Here is a 23,323-nt window from a genome sequence, read left to right as displayed (position 1 = left end):
TTGTGGCCGCTGGCGTCTGGTCCTGGCAGAGGACGTAACCCTGCCCTCGACGCCGTGCCGGAGGCAGTCTCCTCCTCGTCGAGCGTAAAGACTCAAGCAGGCTGGTACCCTGCAAGAGGCCGGCGCTATCAAGCCTTCGCCCCCGTCGGCTGGGTGGGAGGAGGCGGCAGCAATTTGCCCCGCGCCAAGAGATAGAGGCTGCCCACAGCCAGGAGGCCGATCACTATATTGGCGATGGCGAACAGGAACGGCGCGAGCAATTGCGCCGGGGGGCTGGTGCCCTCCGCGGCCAGGCGGATTATGGCGGTCGGCAGGGCGGCGACGCCGAAGCTGAAGCCCCAATAGCCAGGGGAGAAGGGCTGGGCCATGATCCAGGGCAGCAGACGCAGCAGGATCAGGCCCTGCAGGATGGCATAGCCGATCAGCGCCATGGCGAAGACATCGCCATGCCCGCCGCTGACATTGAGATAGGCCACCGCGCCCACCGCCGGCGGCGCGAGCTGGATGCCGAGCGTGGGGCGCAGCCTTTCCGGCAGGGCCGGCCCATGCAGCAGGCGGTTGATCAAGACCGATTCCAGCGCCAGCCAGGAGAACACGCCGCCGCCGAAGGCCAACTGGCCCCATTCCGGCCAGCCGAGGGCGGACAGCGTCGAGGCCGATACGAAGCTGGCGGCGACGGTTGGCAAATAAAGCACGGCCGTCGCCGTGCCGATGTCCCGCTCACCGCGCCACAGGCCACCCGAACGGTAGACGGCGAAGACGATGGCGCCGAGGGTGCCGATGAGCGCCAGTACGAGGCCGCCCGTGCGGGAATAGGGCAGCAAGGCCTGGGCGGTAAGCATCGTCGTCACCGGCGCGAGGCCGATGAAGCAGCACTGGATCGCATCGGCGAATTCGGCGCGCGCATCGCCCGATGCAAATAGCCATTTGCCGGCGAACAGCACGATCAGCAGCGCCCAGACCAGGGCGCCGATGGCCAGGATCGCCTCGGAGATGCCGGCCGGCAGGAGCCAGAGGCGCTCAGCCCCGCGCCAGAGCAGCCCGAGCGCCAGCAGGCCGAGCGGAATGCCGAAGAAGGCGGCGGGCGGAAAGCGAAAACCGGAAGGCGTCATGGCCTGTGTCCCACGAGGTGGCAATTCAAAGGAGGGGTTCTGGTATCAACACCAGAATAGGTGACACGTCATCCCCGGGCGTAGCGAGGGGAACGGGATCCAGGGGCTACAGCGTTTTGCGATTTGGCGGAATCGCCAAGACGCGCCGCACCAAAGAGCCGGAGCAAATCGGCGTTAGCGCCCAAACACGCTCTGCTTTTGCGGGGCAGATTTTGGCCCCGGATCTCCTTCCCGCCGCCTTCGGCGGAGGCCGTACGGTGGCGGTGACAAGCGAGGCCATTGAAATCCCGTCACACTTGTAACTCTCGCAGGGCTCATCGGCCGGGATAACGTCTTCGTATCGCAACGCCGGAAACGGCAAATGTCGGAGGAGCGGAAATGACGATGTCTGCATCAGCAGGGATGGTCGCCTCGTTGCGAGGGCCCACGACCGACATGGCCGGCTGGCTCGGGCTCGCCGCTGCCCCGACTTTCGCATTGATGGCCGGGATTTCTGCCGCGGGCTCGCCGGCCATGGCGATGTGCTCCACCGTCTCGACCTTCGTGCCGATCAACGACATGGCCCTGATGTACCTGCTGATGAGCCTTTTTCACGGTTCGGCGTGGCTGAAATTCCTTTCCGCCCGTTTGCAGCGCCGCAACCTTCCCACCCCCCAAACCGAAGGAGACTGACGATGCAGAACGCTGTCGTTTCACACGGTGAATGGCTGACCGCCCGCCGGAATTTCCTGAAGGCGGAAAAGGAACTTACCCATCTTCGCGACAAGGTCGCCAGGGAGCGGCTCGCCCTCCCATGGGTGCGCATCGACAAGGACTATGTGTTCGACACGCCGGATGGTCCGCGCGCGCTGGCCGATCTCTTCGACGGTCGATCGCAGCTTCTGGTGCAACATTTCATGTTCGCGCCGGGATGGAAGGAAGGCTGCCCGAGCTGTTCCTACATGGCCGATCACACCGACGGCATGAACAGGCATCTGGCGCATCACGACGTCACCATGATCGCCGTCTCGCGTGCGCCGCTCGCCGAGATCGAGCGCTACCGCACACGCATGGGCTGGCAGTTCAAATGGGTCTCGTCTTTCGGCAGCGACTTCAACTTTGACTTCCGCGTCAGCTTCACGCCCGAGGAGGTCGCCAGCGGACATATCGACTACAATTTCGGGGAATGGCGGGAAACCGGCGGGGAATGGCCCGGTGTCAGCGCCTTCTACAAGAACGAGGCGGGCGAGGTCTTCCGCACCTACTCCACCTATGGGCGCGGCGTCGAGGTGATGATGGGCACCTACGCCATGCTCGATCTCGCACCAAAAGGCCGCAACGAGGCCGAGGGCATGGACTGGGTGCGCCGCCACGACCGCTACGAGTAGCCTCCCCGGAGAGAGTAGCGGCGCGATGACCCGCTAGAGAAAGTGCGATTTCTCTCAATCGCACTTTCTCACCAACTCCTTGTTGTGACGCGTTTTCTTAATCGAAAAGCCCGGTTCATTTCTGCACCGGCGTGCAGTCCATCACCTTCCTGCCATTGGCGGAATTCGTCACCTCCAGGCGCTGCTTTCCGCTTTTCTCGTCCTTGCCGAGATAATAGTGCAGCGTGACGGGTGCCTTGCGTTGTCCGCCGACCTGCTGGGCCGGAAAGAATTTCTCGTAGGCCTGCTTATCCTTCCTGAGCCTGGCGACATTGTCCATCGAGACGAGCGCCAGGTAGTTCTCGAGATCCGAGGCAACGACGAGCTTGTCGCCCTTGGCGCCATAGAGCGCCACCAATTGCTGGGTGACCTTCATCGCCGGAAGATGGGTGCAGGAGAAGGTCATGTAGTCATCAGGCCGGTCCTGGGCCATTGCCGGCCCGGCCAGCAGGGCCGCCACTGCGGCAGCCGGGATGAAGCCCATTCCCCTCATACCGGATCGGCCGGCAGGAAGGCCCAGCTCATGGTGTGCTCGCCCTCCGGCAGGGTCATCACGATCTGCACGCTGCGGCGCGGCCCCTCGGGGTTGGCGAGATGCGCGGTTTCCGCCAGCGTGAACGGCACGTCGGCCAGGAACAGCCATTCCTTGCCGCTCGGCAGGGTGATGACGATCTGGGTGTCGCCATTGGCGGGCCGGGCGGCGACGGCGGGGTGGAGGTGGAAGCGCAGCAGCACCGGCTCCTTGCCCTTCCAGGGCTCGGCCTTGTGGTCGAGGAAGCTGTCGCGGCCCTCCAGCGCCCCGGTGATCTGGCTCAGCGTCAGCTCGCGCTGGTGGATCAGGCCGAAGTCATGGCGGTAGCCGTCATGGGAGGCGGTGATGGTGCTGGCCGCCGGCGAGTTCTCGCGCTGCACCGGCACATGCTTGGGGCCGGAGAGGATGGCCCGGCCGCCCAGGCTCGGCGCGGTCGCGCCGGGCTTCCTGGTGCCGCCGGCGAAATGGCTGGAGGAGGCGTCGGCCACGATGGCGGTGGAATGAGCGCCGGTGGAACGGGCGAGGTGGCGCCAGTTCTCGCGGCCCGGGGCGGGCGCGCCGCAATTGACCACGATGCGGAAATTGTCGGCCGAGAACTCGAAGGCCAGCGTGCCGGCATGGGCTTCCTGCGAGACGTTCACCGGCGGCGGCTTGCCGGTATCGACCAGCAGCACGGCGCCATTGGCCTCCAGGCGCTGATAGCCGCCATGGGGGGCGTTCTGCACCGGCTTGCCGCGGGCATCGTCATAGGCGAGCAGCGTCGCGATCAAATGGCTCTGGGTGTAGCCCATGCCGTTGAAGGCGGCGAAGGCGCCGTCGGCATGGCGGAAGAAGCGCAGCATCGGCATCATGCGGTCGATGGCGCCGATCAGTTCGGGCGGGGCGACGGCATTGCGGGCGGCGAAGGATTGGCGCAGCGGCAAGAGGTCGAGCAGCAGCTCGATATTGGCCTGCGGGTTGCGGGAGATATGGATGCCGTCGGCCAGGATCTGGCGGTTGAGCTCAGCCGTGAGCCAGCGCTGGGCGGGGCGGCGTAGGCCCGCCTTGTTGGAGAGGCAGAGGCTCACCTGCATCACCGCGATGGCGCAGAGCAGGCGCGGCATGCCGTCGGTGGTGGAGCGGCCGGCATGCAGGAGATAGCTGGTCTGCCAGGCGACCGAGCGCAGGAAGGCGCGGTAGAAGCCGCGATCGGCGCCGTCGAGCACCATGGGCGCCATCGAGACCCAGGCGAGCAGGCGCCGCGCGGTCAGCAGCGGGTCGAGCGCCTCGGGCTGGAAGCGCAGGTTCGAGCGCACGAAATCGCCGACGAGGCGGCGCGCCACCTGCTTGCCGGCGCTGCCGTCGGCGGCCCTGAGATGCCTCAGCCAGGTGAAGCCGAGCAGGGTCTCGCGCCAGGCCGGCGAGGGCGGGGCGATGGCGAAGGGGGAGACCTCGTTGAGCACGATCGTCTTGGCGACGAAGGTGAAGCGGCCGTCCACCAGCTCGGCGGCGCGGGTGGGGTCGGCGGCCCGCAGGTCCTGCGGGGCCAGCACCAGCTTTTCGGGATCGCCGCGGCCGAAGCGCCAGCGCATGAAAGGCAGGAGGTAAAGGCGCGTCAGCACGGCGCGGCCGGATTGGCCGGCAGCAGTGAGGGAGAGACGGAGCTTGGGGCCCAGAGTGCCTCGGCTCATTCCTGACGCGGACCTCCAGAGAAGGGAACGAAGGGACGGGCGCCCGGAGCGGGCATGCCGACGTCGGCGATAGGCTCCTTGTGGCCATTGCGTGAGCTTCGCGCAAGCCTCGGGCCGGTGTTTTCAGCGACATGGCCCCAGTTTTAAACGAGGGAGGAGGCAGGACATGTCATCCCCGGCACGGCCGAAGGCCGCGGGAAGGGGATCCAGGGGCCAACGGTCTCGACCCTAGCCCCTGGATCCCAGTCACAAGCGAAGCTTGTGACGATACCCTCACCCTCTTTCGCTACGCTCATGAGCGGTTCGGCCGGGGATGACGGCCGAGGCGTATGACACGCTCTCCTACCCCTTCCGCCGCATGCGTGCGGCGAAGAAGCCGTCCATGCCGGCCATCACCGGATCGGGATCGGGCAGGAGGCTCGGCAGCGTGCGCAGGAAGCCCTCAGGCGTGATGGCACCTTCGATGCCGCCGATGTCATCCGGCCGCACCGGCTCCAGGGTGAAATCCTGGTTGCCCTCCAGGAAGCGGGCGATCTGCTCTTCGCCCTCCTCCCGCTCCAGCGAGCAGGTGCAGTAGACGAGGAGCCCGCCGGGCTTCACCAGGCTGGCCATGCGGCCGAGCATGCGGCGCTGCAGATCGGCCACCGCACCGATGTCGCGGGCGGATTTGCTCCAGGCGACGTCGGGATGGCGGCGGATGGTGCCGGTGGCGCTGCAGGGGGCGTCGAGGATGACGGCGTCGAAGGGCTCGGCCTTCCAAGCCAAAATGTCGGCCGTCACCACATCGGCCTTGAGATCGAGGCGTTTCAGATTTTCGGTGAGGCGCTGCAGCCGGGCCGCCGAGCGGTCGACCGCGGTGACCCTGGCGCCGGCGGCGGCGACCTGGGCGGTCTTGCCGCCGGGGGCGGCGCAGAGATCGGCGACCCGGAGCCCCGCGACATCGCCGAGCAGGCGAGCGGGCAGGGCGGCGGCGGCATCCTGCACCCACCATTGCCCGGCCTCGAAGCCCTCCAGTGCCCGGACGGGGCCGTTATGGGCCGTGCGTACCGAGCCGGTGGGCAGCACCCGGCCACCGAGCCTGTCGGCCCAGCCGGCGGCATCCGCCTTCACGGAGAGGTCGAGCGAGGGCTCGACGCGCTGGGCCGCCGCGATGGCCGCGGCGGTCGCCTCGCCATACTGGGCCGACCAGCGCTTGTAGAGCCAGGAGGGGGTATCCGCCTCGGGCGGGAGGGCGGCGAGCAGCTCTTCCTTGCCGGCCGAGATCTTGCGCAGCACGGCATTGGCGAGGCCGGAAAAGGCCTGGGCGCGATCGTCCCCGCGGGCGAGGCGCACGGCGAGGTCGACGGCGGCACGGTCGGGCACGTCGAGGAAGAGGATCTGGGCGGCCGCCGTGATCAGGATGGCTTCCAGCGGGCCGGATTTGCGCGGCATGCCCTTGGCGAGCAGGTCGCTGAGGATGGTGCCGATGGTGCCGTAGCGCCGCATCGAGACGCCGGCGATCATGCGGGCGAGCCCCAGATCACGCGCGTCCAGCGAGGCATCGTCGAAGGCATCTTCCAGGGCAAGGTCCTGGCCGAGGACGCCTTCCACGGCCTTCATCGCGAGGGCGCGGGCGGCAAGGCCGGGAACGCCGGGCCCGGAGGAGGGGCGGCGGGCGGGAAAGGGGGGCTTGTTCAAGGGGCTATCAATCCGATTTGCCGCCTCAATAGAGGATTTGGCCGCAAGGCGGAACCCCTGTCAGGCTATCGCCGGCCGCGCGCCTTGCCTCATCCGGCAATCCGTATCATCAAAAGCAGCGGCATGCCGGGCGGGCGAGGAGGAGCTTTTGCGCAACATTGATTTCACCTCCTGGCAGAACCTGCTGGCAACGGTGATCGGCCTCGCGCTCTTCACGCTGATCGGCGTCGGCATTCGCCTGCTGGCGATGGTCACCATCCAGCAGCGGCGCGAACGCCTGAACCGGCAGATCAACGAGCGGGTCCGCACCTTGATCGCGGCCTATCGCACGCTCGGCGGCTCCTTTACCGGCGACCTTACCGTCGATCCGATGCATCTGCGCGATCTGCGCCGGCCCTCTGCTCCGCCCAAGGGAGCGGCGGACGTGCTCGACCTCAGCGCCGACAAGGTCGCGCGCTCCGACAGGGCCCGCCGCATCCGCGACGCGGTCGAGGCGGCCTTGTCGGACATCGTCCTGCTCGGCACCGAGGAGCATGTGCGCCTCGCCAGCCGCGCGGCGCGCGAACTGGTCGCCGGCCATCCCGTCCACACCCAGGAACTGGTGATCTCCCTGCGCGCCTTCATCCGCGAGGCCCTCGACCTCGCCCCGATCCCCGCCGATATCGAGCTGCCGGCGCAGGGGCCGGCACGCCCCTCCGCCTCGGGCGGCGGCAAGGGGGAGCGCGGCAAGGAGGAGGGCCGCCAAGGTGGGAGCGGTGGCGGCGGCATGGGAGGAGGAATGGGCCTGGGGCTGGGATCCCTCGGGCACGAGGACGACCCGTCTTCGGGCCATGGCACCTGAAGACGCGCCGAAACGAGGCGTGAGGGCAAAACGGGCTCTTCGCCAAAACGCGCTTTGCCCTGAGGCCGAAAAGGCGTTATCGCCTCACCATGCCCATCGAGATCTTCGTCGACGCCGATGCCTGCCCCGTCAAGGACGAGGTATTCCGCGTGTCCATCAGGCACGGGCTCAAGACCCATGTCGTCGCCAACAGCTTCATGCGCGTGCCGCGCGATCCCCTCATCGAATTCGTGCTGGTGCAGGCCGGCCCTGACGCTGCGGATGACTGGATTGCGGCGCGCGCGACGCCGCAGGCCGTGGTCATCACCAACGACATCCCGCTCGCCAGCCGCTGCATCGCGGTCGGTGCCCAGGTGATAGGCGCCACCGGCAAGCCCTTCACCGAAGCCTCCATCGGCATGGCGCTCGCCACCCGGAACCTGATGGAGCACCTGCGCTCCACCGGCGAGATGACCGGCGGCCCGAGGCCCTTTGCCGCCAAGGACCGCTCGGCCTTCCTGCAGGCCCTCGACACGGCGATCATGCGGCTGAAGCGGGCGGGCGGGTAACGGCTCCGTCCGGTGGGGAGAAGGGCTCCCGCATTCCCTGCGCCACCCTGTCGCTTGGCGCTTCGGCGGCGTGCGCCTATCTAGAGTGGGGCAGCCAGGAGATTTTCATGTCCGAGCATGACGACGAGGCGAACCGGCTTTCGGCCAGAGCGAGGCGTTATGCCCGGGTCGGCGTCAATGTCGGCGGCGTGGCGGCCCGCATGGCCGGTTCGCGGCTCATGGGGGGCGGGGCTTCCTCGAGCTCCAATGCGGCGGCGCTGGCCAAGGCGCTCGGCGGGCTGAAGGGGCCGCTGATGAAGGTCGGCCAGCTGCTCTCCACCATTCCCGATGCGCTGCCGCCTGATTATGCCGCCGAACTCTCCAAGCTGCAGAGCCAGGCACCGCCCATGGGTTGGGCCTTCGTCAGGCGGCGCATGATGGCCGAGCTCGGGCCGGACTGGGCCGGGCGCTTCGCCAGCTTCGAGCACGAACCGGCGGCGGCCGCCTCGCTCGGCCAGGTCCATCGCGCCACCGCCAAGGACGGCACCGCGCTGGCCTGCAAGCTGCAATATGCCGACATGCAGTCGGCCGTGGAGGCCGATCTTTCCCAGTTGCAGGTGCTGTTCGCCCTGCACCGGCGCTTCGATCCGGCCATCGACACGCGCGAAATCTACCAGGAGATCGGCGAGCGGGTGCGCGAGGAGCTCGACTATCGCCGCGAGGCCAAGCATACCGCGCTCTACCGCAACGCCTTCGCCTCGCTCGGCATCAGCGACGTGCGGGCGCCGCGGGTATGGCCCGAGCTTTCCACTGGCCGGCTGCTCACCATGGACTGGCTCACGGGTGAGCGTATCCTTGCCTTCAAGGAGGAGGACCTTGCCGTGCGCAACCGGCTGGCGGCGTCGATGTTCGCGGCCTGGTGGCAGCCCTATGCCCATATCGGCATCATCCACGGCGACCCGCATCTGGGCAATTACACCGTGTTCAGCGAGGGGGGCGAGCCCGCGGGCATCAACCTGCTCGATTATGGCTGCATCCGCATCTTCCCGCCGGCCTTCGTAGGCGGTGTGGTCGAACTCTATCGCGGCCTCCTGCACGGCGAGGCCGAGCGCGTGGTGCATGCCTATGAGAGCTGGGGCTTCAAAAAACTGAGCAAGGATCTGATCGAGACGCTGAACCTGTGGGCCCGCTTCATCTTCGGCCCGCTGCTCGACGATCGGGTGCGCACCATCGCCGATGGCGTAGCCCCGTCCGAATATGGCCGAAGGGAAGCCTATGCCGTGCACCAGGCGCTCAAGCAGAAAGGCCCGGTGACGGTGCCGCGCGAATTCGTGTTCATGGATCGCGCCGCGATCGGGCTCGGCGGCGTGTTCCTGCATTTGCGCGCGGAACTGAACTTCCACCGCCTGTTCGAGGCGGCGATCGAGGACTTTTCGATCGAGACCGTGGCAGCCCGGCAACAGGCCGCGCTCGCCAAGGTTGGTTTGTAAAGCCGAAACCGGCTCCAGGTGTCACCGAGCGTGAAGCCTGCCACTCCCGAGTTGTCTCGCCCAATCGATCCTCAGGATCGATTGGGCTCGCAATGACGGGAGGTTAGTCAGGTCTCAGGAGCCTCCATTGTGACGCTCCTGCCCCCTTATTCAGGAAGCTGGGGCTTCGCTCCGGTGATGCAGCGGATGCCGCATGGCGGCGTGATGCACCCGGCGCGTCGTCATCGGGGCAGTGGGCGCTTCCACGCCGGGCGCCGCCTCCACCGCTGGATCGACGCCCTGTCCGGCATTGGCGTTCCACAAAGGCATGGCCGCCGGCGCGACAGGTGTCTTGGCTTCGTCATAACCGAAGCCGCGCTGGATCGAATAGAAGTCGGTGATGCCATCGGCCTGGGCGCAGGACGCTGCCGCTGCCAGTCCACATGCGGCCAAGACGGAAGTGATCAAAATTCTCATCGTGTTTACCCTTTGGAATATTGCGGTGCTCTCGTGTCATCGCGATGTCAGAAGTAGAGCCTAGCTTTGCCATAAGTAAGGCATCAACATAGTGTTCGCGAAGTTTTGAAATTTGTTTCTGCAGTGTTGCTAAGATATTTATCAATGATTGTTTGGTTTTTTGGTTGCAACTTTTCATTGAAGATCGAAAACTATTTATGGTTGTGCGATGACGGAGGATTCAACGTATTGGCGATGGCCATGTCTGTGGGGGGAAGTCCACCGATCGGGCAGGCGGTTGCCATCCCCGGCCCATCCGCCTATGACAGGCTTCCCACCCTCGATGCTCCGATTCCGCCATGACCCCGACGCAACCGGCTGCCAGCCTTGCCGATCTCCGCCAAGAAATCGATCGCATCGACGCCGCCATGCATGGGCTTCTGATGGAGCGTGGGGAGATCATTGACCAGCTCATCGCTATCAAGCGCTCCCAGGCCTCGGGCTCCGCTTTCCGGCCGGGACGCGAAGCCTCGATGATGCGCGAGATCGTCGGGCGCCATCACGGCATCCTGCCGGTCGACATCGTCGAATCGATCTGGCGGGTGATCATCGCCACCTTCACCCATGTGCAGGCGCCCTATACGGTGCATGGCGACATCTCGCTCGGCAATGCGGCGATGCGCGACGTCGCCCGCTTCCATTTCGGTTTCGTCGTGCCCTACGAGACGCATGACGATGCCGGCGACGTCATTCACGCTCTGAGCCATTCGCGCGGCGATCTCGGCCTGGTGCCGGTAGCGGCGCCTGGTGCCTGGTGGCGTGCCCTTGAAGGGGAGACAGCGCCCAAAATCATCGCCAGGCTCCCCTTCGTCGAGCGGGCCGATCATCCGGCCGCGTTACCGACCTATGTGCTGTCCAAGCCGATCGACGAGCCTCCTTCGACCAGCGATATCAGGCTGGTCTCAGCCGTGCTGCCGGCTGCCCTGCCCAAGCTGCCGCAGGGGTGGAGCATTCCAGCTCATGCCGGTGCGGCGCTGCTCGTCGCCCTGCATCCTGGCCAGACCGTCGTCGCGCTCGCCGAAGCCCTGCCGATGGGCACCAGTTTCGAGCCGGTCGGCTCTCACGCGCCGGCTTTCGTCCTGCCTCTCAAGTAATCTTGGAATCCCCAAATATGAACGGTCCCGTTCCCCGCAAGGGCATCCTCGACATCGATGCCTATGTGCCCGGCAAGTCCGCTGCGCCTGCTGGCGTCAGGCTCTGGAAATTGTCGTCCAACGAGACGCCGCTCGGTCCGAGCGCCCAGGCCAAGGCAGCCTATGCCGCCGCGAGCGAGAAGCTCGAACTCTATCCCGACGGCGCTTCCTCCGCCCTGCGGGCCGCGATTGCCGGACGCTACGGCCTCGATCCTGCCCGCCTGATCTGCGGCGCCGGCTCGGACGAACTTCTCTCGTTGCTGGCCTATACCTATCTCGGCCCGGGCGACGAGGCCGTCTATAGCGAGCATGGCTTCCTCGTCTACAAGATCGCGACCCTTGCGGCTGGCGCCACGCCGGTGGTAGCGCCCGAGAAGAACTACACGGCCGATGTCGATGCCCTGCTCGCGCGGGTGACCGCGAAGACGAAGATCGTCTTCCTCGCCAATCCCAACAATCCCACCGGTACCTATCTGCCCTTCGACGAGGTCAAGCGCCTGCATGCCGGCCTGCGTTCCGACATCCTCCTGGTGCTCGATGCCGCCTATGCCGAATATGTGCGGGCGAACGATTATGAGTCCGGCCTCGAGCTGGTGGCGACCAGCGCCAATGTGGTGATGGCCCGCACCTTCTCGAAGATCTACGGCCTCGCCAATCTGCGCCTGGGCTGGATGGTAGGCCCGCTCGCGGTGATCGATGCGGTCAACCGCATCCGTGGTCCCTTCAACGTCTCCGGCCCAGCCATGGCGGCTGGCATCGCCGCCATCGAAGACCAAGCCCATGTCACAGCCGCCATTGCCCATAACGACGAGTGGCTGGCCTGGCTGACCAGCGAGCTCACCGGCCTCGGCCTGGGCGTGACGCCCTCGGTCGGCAATTTCCTGCTGGTGCATTTCCCGAAGGAAGCCGGCAAGAGTGCCAGGGACGCCGACGCCTTCCTGACCGAACGCGGCCTAATCCTGCGGCGCGTCGACGCCTATGGCCTGCCCGACGCCCTGCGCCTGACCATCGGCCCGGAGGAAGCCAATCGGCTGGTGGTCGAAACGCTGCGGGCGTTTCTGGGCCAGTAAAGCGGATTCCTCTTCACCCCAACCCCTTTTCCGAGCTGGGAAAGGGGAGCCAGTCTGGAGCCTTCATGTCCGATCTTTCCACCTTCCCGATCACCAAGCGCTGGCCCGCCCAGCATCCCGACCGCATCCAGCTCTATTCGCTGCCCACGCCCAATGGTGTGAAGGTATCGATCATGCTGGAGGAGACCGGGCTCGCCTATGAGCCGCATCTCATCGACATCGGCAAGAACGAGACCTGGGGTCCCGAATTCCTCTCGCTCAATCCCAATGGCAAGATCCCGGCTATCATCGATCCCGATGGCCCGGGCGGTAAGCCACTCGGCCTGTTCGAATCCGGCGCCATCCTGCTCTATCTCGCCGAGAAGACCGGCAAGTTCCTGCCGGCTGATGCCGCTGCCCGCTACGAGACCATCCAATGGGTGTTCTTCCAGATGGCGGCAATCGGACCGATGTTCGGCCAGGTCGGCTTTTTCCACAAATTCGCCGGCCGGGAGATCGAGGACAAGCGTCCGCTCGAACGCTACCGAGCCGAATCCAAGCGCCTGCTTGGCGTGCTCGAAACACGCCTGGAGAGCCGCGACTGGCTGATGGGTGCCGACTATACCATCGCCGACATCGCCACGCTTGGCTGGGTGCGCAACCTCGTCGGCTTCTACGGCGCCGGCGAACTGGTTGATTATGCCAGCCTGGAGCGCGTGCCGGCCTGGCTCGAGCGCGGCCTCGCCCGCCCGGCGGTACAGCGCGGGCTGGAGATCCCGAAACGGGACTGACGCTCCCGGGACAACCGGCCTCCTGCCGTCTCTTCAACCTTTATTGATACAGAAAAAAGCGACGCGGCTAAAGACAGCCGCGTCGCTTTTCATTCGAGACGTTAAGGTTCGGGGGAAGGCAAATCCTCCGCGCTCTTGCGGAGGATTTGCCTTCCCCCGTCTCATCGTGCACAGAAGGCGAAAATTCCAGGGTTCCCATGTCTGACGCTCCCTTTCTCTTTGACCGGCTCTGCGTGATCGGGATCGGCCTGATCGGCTCCTCCATCCTGCGGGCGGCACGCAGCTATAGGCTTGCCCGGACGCTGGTGGCGGCGGACCTTTCGCCGAATGTAGTTGATCGCGTTGAAGAGCTCGGCATCGCCGATGTCGCCACCACGGATTTCGGCGCCGCCGTGGTGGACGCGGACTGTGTCATCCTCTGCGTGCCCTCGGGCGCTTTCGGCGTGGTGACGGAGATCATCGCTCCGCATCTCAAGCCCGACGCCATCATCTCGGATACCGGCTCGGTCAAGGGCGCCGTGGTGGCGCAGATGTCGCCCTTCCTGCCCGCGGGTGTGCATTTCATCCCGGCCCATCCGGTGGCCGGCACCGAGCATTCAGGTCCCGATGCCGGCTTTGCCGAACTGTTCGAGAATCGCTGGTGCATCTTCACGCCGGCCGAGAACATCGACGCCGAGGCCCTGGCGCGCTATCGCGCGTTCTGGGAAAGACTCGGTTCCAAGGTGGAATGCATGACGCCGGAGCATCACGACCTCGTGCTCGCCGTCACCAGCCATGTCCCGCATCTCATCGCCTACAACATTGTCGGCACCGCGGACGATCTGGAGGCGGTGACGCAGTCGGAGGTGATCAAGTTCTCAGCCGGCGGCTTCCGCGACTTCACGCGTATCGCCGCCTCCGATCCCACCATGTGGCGCGACGTCTTCCTCAACAACAAGAAGGCCGTGCTGGAAGTGCTCGGCCGCTTCTCGGAGGACCTGGCCTATCTGCAGCGGGCGATCCGCTGGGGGGAAGGCGACAAGTTGTTCGACCTGTTCACCCGCACCCGCGCCGTGCGCCGCTCGATCATCGACCAGGGCCAGGAGACGGCCGCTCCCGATTTCGGTCGTCCGCATGGCAAGCAATGAAGCCTGTCGCCAATGAGGCCTGTCGCACGGCCGCCATCAGCCTCGTCAACGCCGCCAAATCCTGTCGTTTGCAGGCTAGCGGCTGGCCCGGTTGCGACCTTAATTAACAGGTGACTTCTCTCCAAGGCGGAACGGAAAGACCATGACCGAAACGGTTATTACTTCGGAAAAGCAAAAGGTCGTGCTGGGCTTCGACAAGCGCTTCGTCATGATCGGCGAACGCATCAATCCGACGGGCCGTAAGCTGCTCGCCGCCGAGATGGCGGCCGGCGACTATTCGCGTGTCGTCTCCGACGCGATCGCCCAGGTCGAGGCCGGCGCCCAGATGCTGGACGTCAATGCCGGCATCCCGCTTGCCGACGAGCCGAAGATCCTGGCCGAATGCATCAAGCTGGTGCAGGACACCGTGCCGGTGCCGCTCTCGATCGACTCGTCCATCGTCGAGGCGCTGGAAGCCGGTCTTTCCGTTTACAAGGGCAAGCCGCTGGTTAATTCCGTCACCGGCGAGGAAGAGCGCCTGGAGCGCGTGCTGCCGCTGGTGAAGAAATACAATGCCGCCGTCGTTGCTATCTCGAATGACGAGACCGGCATCTCCGAAGATCCCGATGTGCGCTATGAGGTTGCCAAGAAGATCGTCGAGCGCGCCGCCGATTACGGCATCCCGCGCGAGGACATCGTGGTCGATCCCTTGGTGATGCCGGTGGGCGCCATCAACGATGCCGGCCGCAAGCTGATGCATCTCTTGCGCCGCCTGCAGACAGAACTGAAGGTCAACACCACCTGCGGCGCCTCCAATTTCTCCTTTGGCCTGCCGAACCGCCGCGGCCTCAACGCCTCCTTCCTGCCGATGATGATCGGCGCCGGCATGACCTCGGCGATCATGAATCCGCTGCATCTTGAAGACATCCAGGCCATTCTCGGCGCCGACGTCGTGATGGGCCATGATCCTAACTGCATGAGCTGGATCAAGAAGTTCCGCGAGCCGCAGCCGGAAGCCGCCGAAGGCGCCGGCCGCCGCGAACGACGTCGCGCGCGCGGCTGACGATCTCACCCTCCCTCCTTGTGGGGAGGGGCCGCGATAGGGGCGGATGAGGGGTGGACGTACCTATCGGTTTGTTGCCAAGAAACGAAGAGCCAGATTAGAAGGTCGCGAAGCTCCCCTCATCCGACCTCGCTTCGCTCGGCCACCTTCTCTCGCAAGGGGAGAAGGAGGATCGGCCGTTGCGGCAGACATTCAAGGCCCCGCCGATGACCAATCCGCTCGTCTTCTTCGCACCCTCCGGCAAGCGCGGCCGTTTTCCCGAAGGTACCTCCGTCCTCGAAGCGGCTCGCAAGCTTGGCGTCGACCTCGATTCGGTCTGCGGCGGGCGCGGCATTTGCGGGCGCTGCCAGATCGAGGTCGGTGACGGCAGATTCCCCAAGCTCGGCATCGTTTCGGCACCCGAGCACGTCACCGAATGGAACGCGGTGGAGGAGCGCTACGTTTCCAAGCGTGGGCCGCTCGCCGAGGGCCGGCGCCTCGGCTGCCAGACCAAACTATGCAGCGACGTCGTCATCGACGTACCGCCCGACAGCCAGGTGCATCGCCAGGTCGTGCGCAAGAGTGCGGCGATCCGCGACATCGCCATCGAGCCGGTCGTGGCGCTGCACTATGTCGAGGTACGCGAGCCCGACATGCACGAGCCTTCCAGTGATTTCCGCCGCCTGCAGGAGGCTCTGGAGCAGCAATGGGGACTCAAGGACGTCACGGCGCCGCTGGAATCGCTGCGTCTGCTGCAATGGTCGCTGCGCCAGGGGCAGTGGTCGGTGACGGTGGCTATCAGGCACAAGCGGGAGATCGTTGGGATCTGGCCCGGCCTGCATGAGCAGGGGGTGGGGCTGGCCGTCGATATCGGCTCCACCACCATCGCGGCGCATCTATGCGATCTCGCCAGCGGCGAGGTGCTCTCTTCTTCCGGCATCATGAACCCGCAGATTCGCTTCGGCGAAGACGTGATGAGCCGCGTCTCCTATGTGATGATGAACCCGGGCGGCGATGTCGAGCTGACCACGGCGGTGCGCGAGGCGATCGCTGAGCTCGCCGTGTCGGTCACCAAGGAGGTCGGCCTCAACTCCAACGACATTCTGGAGATGACGGTGGTCGCCAATCCGATCATGCACCATCTCTTCCTCGGCCTCGACCCGACCGAGCTCGGCGGCGCACCCTTTGCGCTCACCATCGATGGCGCCTACCAGACGCGGGCGGCTCATCTCAACCTGCCGCTCTCCAGCGGCGCCTATGTCTATGTGCTGCCCTGCATCGCCGGCCATGTCGGGGCCGACACCGCCGGCGTCGTGCTTTCGGAAGGGCCCTATCTCAGGCCGGAAGTGTCGCTGGTGGTCGATGTCGGCACCAATGCGGAGATCGTGCTGGGCAATCGCGAGCGCCTGCTCGCCTGCTCCTCGCCCACGGGCCCGGCCTTCGAGGGCGGCCAGATCTCGTCGGGCCAGCGTGCTGCGCCCGGCGCCATCGAGCGCGTGCGCATCGATCCCGCCACGCTGGAACCGCGCTACAAGGTGATCGGCTCGGATCTGTGGTCGGACGAGCCGGGCTTCGACAAGGCGGTGGTGCGTACCGGCGTCACCGGCATTTGCGGTTCAGGCGTCATCGAGGCGATCGCCGAGATGCTGCTTACGGGCCTGATCACGCCCGATGGCGTCGTTGACGGCGCCATGGCGGCCCGTTCGCCGCGTGTCGAGGAAGATGGACGCACCTTCAAATATCTTGTCCGCGAGGGTGAGCCGCGCATCGCCATCACCCAGAACGACGTGCGTGCGATTCAGCTCGGCAAGGCCGCGCTCTATGCCGGCGTGCGCCTCCTGATGGACCGCTACGGCGTCACCGCTGTCGACCGCATCACCCTGGCCGGCGCCTTTGGCAGCCATATCGACGTCAAGCACGCCATGATCCTCGGCCTGGTGCCCGATTGCGAACTCGACAAGGTCGGCTCGGCCGGCAATGCCGCCGGCACCGGAGCCCGCATCGCTTTGCTCAATGCCTCGGCCCGCACGGAGATCGAGGATGTGGTGCGCCGTATCGAGAAGGTGGAGACCGCGATCGAGCCTTCCTTCCAGGCCCACTTCGTCGGCGCCATGGCGATCCCGCACAAATCCGACCCGTTCCCCTATCTGGAGGCGGCGCTCGGCGTCACCTTCAAGCGTGGCAGCGGCGATGGCGAGGGGGGTGGGGGCCGTGAGCGTCGGCGCCGAAGGGGCTGATGGCAGTGAAATGCCTCATGTCGTGATATCAGCCCCTCTCTTGGAAACATCAGGCCTTCCGCGATAGGAAGGGGTGATGTCAGCACTCCAAGGATTGCCCATGCCCGCTTCCTTCACCGGCTTCGGCGAGAGGGCGTTGCCCTTCTTCAAGGCGCTCGAATTCCATATGAACCGCGACTGGTTCCAGGAGAATCGGGGCCTGTATGACAGCGACGTGCTGGCGCCCTTTTCGGCCCTGATCGAAGCCGTCAACGCGGCCTGCATCGCCAAGGGCCTGCCGATGCGCGGCACGCCGAGGAGCGCACTCTTCCGCATCCATCGCGACGTACGCTTCGCCAAGGACAAGCGCCCCTACAAGACCCACGCCGGCGCGGTGATGACGCGTTCAGGCGCCAAGAACGACCCTGGCCTCACTTATTTTCACGTCTCGCCCGAAGGCTGCTTTGCCGCCGTCGGTTTCTATGATCTGGAGCCGAAGCAACTCGCCGCCTTTCGCCAGGCGATCGTCGGCGCCCCCGGACGTTTCCGTGCCATGAACGCCAAGCTTGGCGCTGCGGGGCTCGCCTTCGATCCGCAATGGAGCCTGAAGCGCCCGCCGCGTGAAGCCACTGGCATCGAGGATGCCGATCTCATCGCCGCCCTGAAGCTGAAATCGATCGTGGTGAAGCGGCCCCTGCCGGACACGTTGATTCGCAGCCCCAAGCTCGTCGATGCCTGCACCGGCCTCATCGAAGATGCCTTGCCGCTGCTCGACTTCGGCTGGGCAGCCCTGGCGGTGCTGGAGCTGGAACGCGGTTGAATGACACGGAAAGGGCTTGACCTTTGCGCCGCAAACGGGTTTTCGTGGCGCCAAGGCTGTCCCGGTAGCTCAGCAGGATAGAGCAACGGTTTCCTAAACCGTAGGTCAGGGGTTCGAATCCCTTCCGGGACGCCACGCAAACTCTTGATTTTTCTGTATTCTTCGGTCGCGAGCCGGGTTCCCGAGCTATGGTCTGCGCTATCCGAAACCAAAATTTCCACCGATCGAAGACCGCAAGAGGCATGTTCGCCGAAAAGATGCCAATCGATCAACGAGGACTGGCGGTTCTCGATGGTTGTTTGTCGTCGATGAGGCGATCGAGCTTGGCCTCGATGCGGCGTGTCGTTTCGACGAAGGCCTGCATCGTGGTTTCGGCCCTTGCGAAGCGCTCGCGAACTTCGAAACTGCCATCCTTGAGCTTGCCTATTTCTATCTCGAGCTTGAGGTTGCGCTCCTCGACGACGGTGACACGGCTGTTGAGCTGGCTCGACCACCAAACGACACCTCCAGTCTGGATTAACAGGGTGATTACCAGGGCGAGTGGGATCTTCTTGTCCACACTCCAATGTTCTCTCTCGCTCATGGCCAGCACCCCGCTGCCCGGCCACCTTCGTAGTGAACGGCCAGGCGGCGATTGCTCTCGCGCGAGATGGCCTGCACGTCCCGCAGGCTGTCGGTAATCACGCCGCAGGGGCGATCAACGGGGGCCATGCTTGCACACCCGCTCAAAGCGATCCCAGTCGCCACCAGTGCTGTAGCAGCGATTGACCGCACCGCTGGCATCGACGAAGCGCTCCTTGGCTGCATGATTTGCCCTTTCGATGTTGGCGGCGGCTCGCTCCGTTGCGGCTCGCTCGCGATCTTGGATGAAAAGCCAGAGCGCTACCAAGGCGGCGGCAACTGCCAGCGCTCGCAGCAACAGGGGCGGTGGGATAAGGCGAAACAAGGCGAGCGCGGTGGCGATCATGCTGCTGCCTCCCGATGTTTCGCCTGCCGATAAGCGATAATGGCGAGGCCCGCGATCGCCGCGATGCTGCCGCCGGCGACCAGCAGGGCAAAGACGATGTCGACCACGCCGCCATTGCCGGTGATCGGCTGCAGCGTGTCCTTGGCGGCGCCGATGGTGGCGCCGGCCGTGCCGATCGTGGCCACGATGGTGCCCTTGCCAGCGATGGTCGAGGAGACCTTGGCATCTGCGGGCGTGGCGGTCTCCAGGCCAAGAGGAGACGGAGGAATGGCGGTGGCGACGCCATCGGCCAGGCGGAGAGCACTTTCCCGCACATGCGCAACTCGGGCGCTCCAACCCTTGCCGAAGGTTGGCCAGGTCTTAAGGCCGCGCAGGAACCGCAAGCGGGCGTCCTGCAATTTGTCGATGAGGTCGGCTATATCGCGCCTGCGGATGGCCTCCAGCGTCTTCAGGCCCACTATGCCGTCGGCCTCGACAGCGAGGAGGCGCTGCAGTGTTTTCACGGCCTGGGCTGGGCCGGAATTCACGGCATAATCGAATAACGCATAATCGAGGCCGACCGGCAGTTCCGGATAGCGCAGGGGCTGTGCATACTGCTTGTCCAGGATCCGGGCCGCCTCCGCCAGCGTCAGACGCTTGACCTCATCCGGCGTGGCCTTGCGGCCAAGCCGGCGCGAGGCGCCCAGGGTGGCAGCCGTGATCCCATATTTCGTGGCGCCGCCCGGATCACGCGGATGGTTCACATAGTCGCCTTCGGAGCCAAAGACGAGCTTGATGGTTTGGGCGAGGGTGTCGCTCATGATAACCTCAATAAAAAACTCAAAAGAAGCGGAATTGCTAGGTTCAATAAAATTTTATATATATAAATTGTCGATATATTTATATATATCACGTTTTTTTGATATTTTTACTAAATATATACAAAATATATGAAAATTTTTGAAGAAATATGGTCCAATAAGATCAATTTATATAAATATTTGAAATATATACAACGTTACGGCGCTCATATATTCGGATCTAATTTTCCAAATATCTTCGAAACATTCTTCCCATGAGCATGCCCATGACTTTTCAGCCAAACCCCTTGACGCAGGCCTCTTCCAACAGAGCGATCCCTGTCACGCAGGTTCCATTTCTGCGATAGATGTCTGTGAGTTGAACAAATTCGAGAGGCGCATCGGTCCTCGCCTCGGCAATCACAAGGAAAACGCCGTCGTTACTTCTGCGAGCAATCCAACTAAAAATGGCTTCATCGCTCGTACTTTCGAACACATTCAGCGCATCGCTCGCAGAGCTACATCCCGACGCATAATGGCCAGATGAAGAAAAATCAGACCCCTTTGGTGGTCGAAGACATACTCAGAACCGACCGTTTTTGTGTTTTTCACTACTCTTGCTCCCACGACGGAGGCCGATCATCTTCGATGTTTAATTCATTCGAGGAGGCAAAATTTCAGTGAGAACACCGGCAAGTGTTTGATTTACCGTGAGTGTCTGGTTGAACTGCTGCCTCGGGTAACGGAAGCGAAATTGGAATCCCCTTGGCTTGTTTCGGTAAGCGCGCTAGGGAAATCTCCAGCATTTTTAGAATGGAAAGTTGAACCCTTGGCGGAAGTTACAATTGGAATTCCGGTGTACAATGGAGAAGCACAACTTCCTGAGTGCTTGGCATGTATAGTCAATCAGAGTTTTCAGGATATCGAAATCCTGATTTATGATAACGCGTCAACTGATCGCACCCAGTCGATTATTGAAGAGTTCGCTGCCAGAGATCACCGGATTAAATACATTCGGCGCCCCGAAAACGTGGGAGCGTTTCGAAATTTCAGCGACCCTCTCAATCACGCAACGACTCCCTATTTTATGTGGCGTGCCCATGATGATCTGTCGTCACTGAATTATGTTGAGAAACTCGTTGCGGCTTTAAAGCGCGAATCCGGCACCTGCCTGGCTGCTGGAACAATCCAGTTCGAAAGAACTGAGGGGCACCGAATTCAACGTATCAGTCCAACGACCCACCGCCACTCCGTAGCCTTGTTAGATATCCTTAGTCTGATGTTTGGATCTCACGCGGGCTGGTTCTATGGCTTGTGGGATACCCTTACGATACAAAAACTGGCTAGTCGCATTTGGGAAGAGTTTCCCCATGCGTGGTCTGCCGATCACCTAACCCTCTACCCCACCTTCTTGGACCGTCAGGTTGCCATGGCGCCGGATGCTGTATTCATTCAGCGTGAGACGCCTAAAGCATATGGACCACGCCCAGGTCAGCGCCAACCCCTGGAAGATCTCATCGAATTGCGAAGGAAGTTCCGCATTTATTGCGATAGCCTAGTTGACGAGCGTGATTTTGATCCCTTCACACGAGTCGCACTCAAGATCGCCAATCGAGCCTATGCAGGAAAACGCGTCTATCCGATGCGAAAGATCATCAAGCGCACTCTGTTTCGTTATTGACCTAGGCTGCGGGCGCCAACAATCTGATAATACGAGGGTTTTTCACGATCGGGTACATTGCATCCGATGTTGTGAATATCTGGCCGTCCCGCCACATGCGCCGTAACCCAATAGGCTGTGAGTTCAAGTGGGCGTCGGTTGTGGCTGTCTCAGCATACAGCTCTTCAACCATTCTTCAGCGGACCCAGACTGCATGGCGCGATAGACGCTGCCGATAGCACAGCTCTCTCGTTTGACGAATGGCATCACACCCTTCCCCGTGTGTCGATCCACCCGAGGGTGGTGATAATGACCGTGGTCGAGGCGCTACTGGTATTGCGGTGCCGGATCTGGCCGCTGCCATTGGTTCGAATGCGCAGTCGGGCGTAACCCCGGCTCCCTGCCGATGCCGCGATCACCGTAAAGTAGGGAGCAGCCGTGGAGGAAGGCGCTTGATCGGACGTCAAGGGGGACGATACAAGGACATAGCCGAAGGTTGTGCTTTCAGCGCTGAACTCGATCTCAGCTTCGGCATTTATCGCCGGAGGAACCGAAAGAGCGACCAATTGGGCCGAGGTCGACGAGACCGCCGACAATGCATCGGCGACCGGTATATCCCAAAGGAATTGATCCCCCACTTGAACAAATGGCATCATCTGCGAGCTGCCGTTCGTCCTGATCGCGCCAATACGTCGACGAGCTGTGTATCCCGCCGGCATCATCGGCGCGGTGGCGCTGATCGATAGCAGCACATCGATCGACCCGTCACTGTCCTTCCGGATCAGATGGACATGATACCAAGTGGTCGCGGCGACCGATCCGGTGTCGAGGCCGCCATTGCCGGTGCCGGCCGTCCAGGCTCCGAGCCCTTTCGTGATGGCAATGCCCAGCGCCATATTATAGGCAGCGCCGCCATCTTCATTGGCACAGCCGCCAGCCGCGATGCCGACACTTGTCGTGGATGCCTGCGACAGAGTCAGGCCGTTGAGAGTGCCAGTTGGCCATGCGGAACTGCTTGAAGTCCAGGTCGGCACGCCGCCTGAGATGGCGAGTACCTGTCCTGTCGAACCAATGGCGAGCTTGCTGAGCGTGTTGGCGGCACTGGCGTAGAGGATATCACCCGTTGCAAAAGTGGTGATGTTCGTGCCGCCGCTCGTGATCGGCAATGTTCCGCTCACATGTGTGGTCAGGCCAACCTTGCCCCATGAGGGCGCCACTCCCACACCGCCGGAGCGAAGCACATTTCCACCCACAACATCAGCCAGCTTAGCAAGCGTGGTGGTGGAGTCGGCATAAAGCATGTCACCGACGGCAAACCCGGCGTTAAGCCCCGCAAGGGCTCTTGGGGGGATGATTATTGCGTTGGATGCAAGCCAGCTGCCGCCGCAGACATCCCATTCCGTCCCGCCGCGATTGATCAGTTCAACATCTTCGCCGGGGCGGAGTGTCAAGGAGGTGTTGGCCCCGCCTAGCCCGGCCGGTGGGCAATAGATGAAATCGCCACCCTGCCGAACAATCGTCACGTCAGCCGTGCCATGATTGAACGCGCGAACGGCAGGGCCCGCGACACCAGCCCCCCATGTGCCGCCAAGGGGTAGCGTTATGTTGAACGGGCTGGCCGCGCTCGCCTGAATGGCCTTTCCGTGGTCGGCCGCGTTAAGGGTGATGTTGGAGCTGGCAAAGACAAAACCGGCGAAATTGCCAACTGCCCCTTTTACAAATGCAGTCGTGGCAATGCTGGTGTCGTTGTCGCCGGCAGATGGCGTCGGAGCGGCTGGGTTGGCGGTGTCGTCGAAGCGCTGGCGCCCGCGCTCCACCGCAACCGGCGCCTGGGCAAAATTGTCATAGGCGCTGGGATTGAGGGAGGAGGAGCCGGGCAGGAAGCGATAGGTGTCGGGCAGGCAAAAAGTGGCGATCTCCTGCCAGACCGTCTCCCATTGCGTGCGCTGGTTGGCGAGCGCATCCAGGCGCTGCACGAGGTCGTTCTCGATGCTCATGGTGTGGTGCTCA

General features: G+C 63.7%; 23 protein-coding genes and 1 tRNA gene. 14 read left to right on the top strand and 10 right to left on the bottom strand.

The features are described 5' to 3' along the window. Window positions 1–128 precede the first annotated feature (128 nt). The gene (gene tehA / locus ACZYTC_RS16745; RefSeq protein ID WP_488990127.1) at window positions 129–1,112 is read right to left on the bottom strand and encodes a dicarboxylate transporter/tellurite-resistance protein TehA; all 984 of its coding nucleotides are present in this window, start codon (window positions 1,110–1,112) and stop codon (window positions 129–131) included. Between the two features lie 378 nt (window positions 1,113–1,490). Between tehA and ACZYTC_RS16740 the strand changes: the two genes are divergently transcribed. Beyond that, the gene (locus tag ACZYTC_RS16740) at window positions 1,491–1,784 is read left to right on the top strand and encodes a hypothetical protein (protein ID WP_488990126.1); all 294 of its coding nucleotides are present in this window, start codon (window positions 1,491–1,493) and stop codon (window positions 1,782–1,784) included. Window positions 1,785–1,786: 2 nt separating this feature from the next. Continuing rightward, window positions 1,787–2,479, top strand: a complete 693-nt coding sequence (locus ACZYTC_RS16735; protein ID WP_488990125.1) for a DUF899 domain-containing protein — start codon at window positions 1,787–1,789, stop codon at window positions 2,477–2,479. Between the two features lie 115 nt (window positions 2,480–2,594). On the opposite strand, the gene ACZYTC_RS16730 is transcribed toward ACZYTC_RS16735, so the two are convergent. The 3 genes from ACZYTC_RS16730 to ACZYTC_RS16720 form a co-directional block, all read right to left on the bottom strand. After that, entirely contained in the window at window positions 2,595–3,002 is a 408-nt protein-coding gene (locus tag ACZYTC_RS16730; protein ID WP_488990124.1) for a hypothetical protein, read from the bottom strand. A gap of 5 nt (window positions 3,003–3,007) precedes the next feature. Beyond that, window positions 3,008–4,720, bottom strand: a complete 1,713-nt coding sequence (locus ACZYTC_RS16725) for a heparinase II/III family protein (RefSeq protein WP_434959358.1) — start codon at window positions 4,718–4,720, stop codon at window positions 3,008–3,010. A gap of 342 nt (window positions 4,721–5,062) precedes the next feature. Then, window positions 5,063–6,397, bottom strand: a complete 1,335-nt coding sequence (locus tag ACZYTC_RS16720) for an RsmB/NOP family class I SAM-dependent RNA methyltransferase (protein ID WP_488990123.1) — start codon at window positions 6,395–6,397, stop codon at window positions 5,063–5,065. Window positions 6,398–6,545: 148 nt separating this feature from the next. Between ACZYTC_RS16720 and ACZYTC_RS16715 the strand changes: the two genes are divergently transcribed. From ACZYTC_RS16715 to ACZYTC_RS16705, 3 genes are all read left to right on the top strand, one after another. Then, entirely contained in the window at window positions 6,546–7,238 is a 693-nt protein-coding gene (locus ACZYTC_RS16715) for a hypothetical protein (protein WP_488990122.1), read from the top strand. Between the two features lie 89 nt (window positions 7,239–7,327). Next, a complete protein-coding gene (locus tag ACZYTC_RS16710) occupies window positions 7,328–7,786 on the top strand; it encodes a YaiI/YqxD family protein (protein ID WP_434959361.1) in 459 nt (152 codons plus the stop codon). Window positions 7,787–7,893: 107 nt separating this feature from the next. Further along, window positions 7,894–9,255, top strand: a complete 1,362-nt coding sequence (locus ACZYTC_RS16705) for an ABC1 kinase family protein (protein WP_488990121.1) — start codon at window positions 7,894–7,896, stop codon at window positions 9,253–9,255. Window positions 9,256–9,405: 150 nt separating this feature from the next. Here the strand turns inward: ACZYTC_RS16705 and ACZYTC_RS16700 are convergent, their stop codons facing one another. Further along, the gene (locus ACZYTC_RS16700) at window positions 9,406–9,711 is read right to left on the bottom strand and encodes a hypothetical protein (RefSeq protein WP_441772873.1); all 306 of its coding nucleotides are present in this window, start codon (window positions 9,709–9,711) and stop codon (window positions 9,406–9,408) included. 338 nt (window positions 9,712–10,049) lie between these two features. Between ACZYTC_RS16700 and ACZYTC_RS16695 the strand changes: the two genes are divergently transcribed. The 8 genes from ACZYTC_RS16695 (at window position 10,050) to ACZYTC_RS16660 (ending at window position 18,042) form a co-directional block, all read left to right on the top strand. After that, the gene (locus ACZYTC_RS16695) at window positions 10,050–10,844 is read left to right on the top strand and encodes a chorismate mutase (RefSeq protein WP_441772872.1); all 795 of its coding nucleotides are present in this window, start codon (window positions 10,050–10,052) and stop codon (window positions 10,842–10,844) included. 17 nt (window positions 10,845–10,861) lie between these two features. Continuing rightward, on the top strand, window positions 10,862–11,953 hold the full coding sequence (locus ACZYTC_RS16690) for a pyridoxal phosphate-dependent aminotransferase (RefSeq protein ID WP_434959365.1): 1,092 nt from the start codon (window positions 10,862–10,864) through the stop codon (window positions 11,951–11,953). A gap of 65 nt (window positions 11,954–12,018) precedes the next feature. Next, on the top strand, window positions 12,019–12,723 hold the full coding sequence (locus ACZYTC_RS16685) for a glutathione S-transferase N-terminal domain-containing protein (protein WP_441772871.1): 705 nt from the start codon (window positions 12,019–12,021) through the stop codon (window positions 12,721–12,723). A 197-nt stretch (window positions 12,724–12,920) separates the two neighbouring features. Beyond that, complete coding sequence (locus tag ACZYTC_RS16680) at window positions 12,921–13,850, top strand: prephenate/arogenate dehydrogenase family protein (protein WP_488990120.1); 930 nt, start codon at window positions 12,921–12,923, stop codon at window positions 13,848–13,850. Window positions 13,851–13,992: 142 nt separating this feature from the next. Next, window positions 13,993–14,892 (top strand): methyltetrahydrofolate cobalamin methyltransferase, encoded by a 900-nt coding sequence (locus ACZYTC_RS16675; RefSeq protein WP_434959368.1) that lies wholly within the window; start codon window positions 13,993–13,995, stop codon window positions 14,890–14,892. A 206-nt stretch (window positions 14,893–15,098) separates the two neighbouring features. After that, complete coding sequence (locus tag ACZYTC_RS16670) at window positions 15,099–17,108, top strand: ASKHA domain-containing protein (RefSeq protein WP_488990351.1); 2,010 nt, start codon at window positions 15,099–15,101, stop codon at window positions 17,106–17,108. A gap of 76 nt (window positions 17,109–17,184) precedes the next feature. Then, entirely contained in the window at window positions 17,185–17,907 is a 723-nt protein-coding gene (locus tag ACZYTC_RS16665) for a DUF2461 domain-containing protein (RefSeq protein ID WP_488990119.1), read from the top strand. Between the two features lie 58 nt (window positions 17,908–17,965). Beyond that, window positions 17,966–18,042: transfer RNA gene (locus tag ACZYTC_RS16660), tRNA-Arg, on the top strand. A gap of 133 nt (window positions 18,043–18,175) precedes the next feature. Here ACZYTC_RS16660 and ACZYTC_RS16655 read toward each other — a convergent pair. The 4 genes from ACZYTC_RS16655 to ACZYTC_RS16640 are packed head-to-tail and all read right to left on the bottom strand — an operon-like array spanning window position 18,176 to window position 19,674. Continuing rightward, on the bottom strand, window positions 18,176–18,490 hold the full coding sequence (locus ACZYTC_RS16655; RefSeq protein WP_488990118.1) for a hypothetical protein: 315 nt from the start codon (window positions 18,488–18,490) through the stop codon (window positions 18,176–18,178). Beyond that, window positions 18,487–18,618 (bottom strand): hypothetical protein, encoded by a 132-nt coding sequence (locus tag ACZYTC_RS16650; protein ID WP_441772868.1) that lies wholly within the window; start codon window positions 18,616–18,618, stop codon window positions 18,487–18,489. Before ACZYTC_RS16650 ends, ACZYTC_RS16655 begins: the two co-directional genes overlap by 4 nt. Beyond that, window positions 18,605–18,874, bottom strand: a complete 270-nt coding sequence (locus ACZYTC_RS16645; protein ID WP_441772867.1) for a hypothetical protein — start codon at window positions 18,872–18,874, stop codon at window positions 18,605–18,607. Before ACZYTC_RS16645 ends, ACZYTC_RS16650 begins: the two co-directional genes overlap by 14 nt. Next, on the bottom strand, window positions 18,871–19,674 hold the full coding sequence (locus ACZYTC_RS16640) for a glycoside hydrolase family 108 protein (protein WP_488990117.1): 804 nt from the start codon (window positions 19,672–19,674) through the stop codon (window positions 18,871–18,873). Before ACZYTC_RS16640 ends, ACZYTC_RS16645 begins: the two co-directional genes overlap by 4 nt. A gap of 733 nt (window positions 19,675–20,407) precedes the next feature. Here ACZYTC_RS16640 and ACZYTC_RS16635 point away from each other — a divergent pair. Then, window positions 20,408–21,334, top strand: coding sequence for a glycosyltransferase family 2 protein (locus tag ACZYTC_RS16635; protein ID WP_488990116.1), 927 nt, complete (start codon window positions 20,408–20,410; stop codon window positions 21,332–21,334). A 245-nt stretch (window positions 21,335–21,579) separates the two neighbouring features. Here the strand turns inward: ACZYTC_RS16635 and ACZYTC_RS16630 are convergent, their stop codons facing one another. Then, the gene (locus ACZYTC_RS16630) at window positions 21,580–23,310 is read right to left on the bottom strand and encodes a hypothetical protein (RefSeq protein ID WP_488990115.1); all 1,731 of its coding nucleotides are present in this window, start codon (window positions 23,308–23,310) and stop codon (window positions 21,580–21,582) included. Window positions 23,311–23,323 lie beyond the last annotated feature (13 nt).

The organism is Labrys sp. F242 (genome assembly GCF_057813875.1).
The sequence above is the reverse complement of the archived record's forward strand: the minus strand, read 5'-3'. Positions and strand labels throughout refer to the sequence as shown.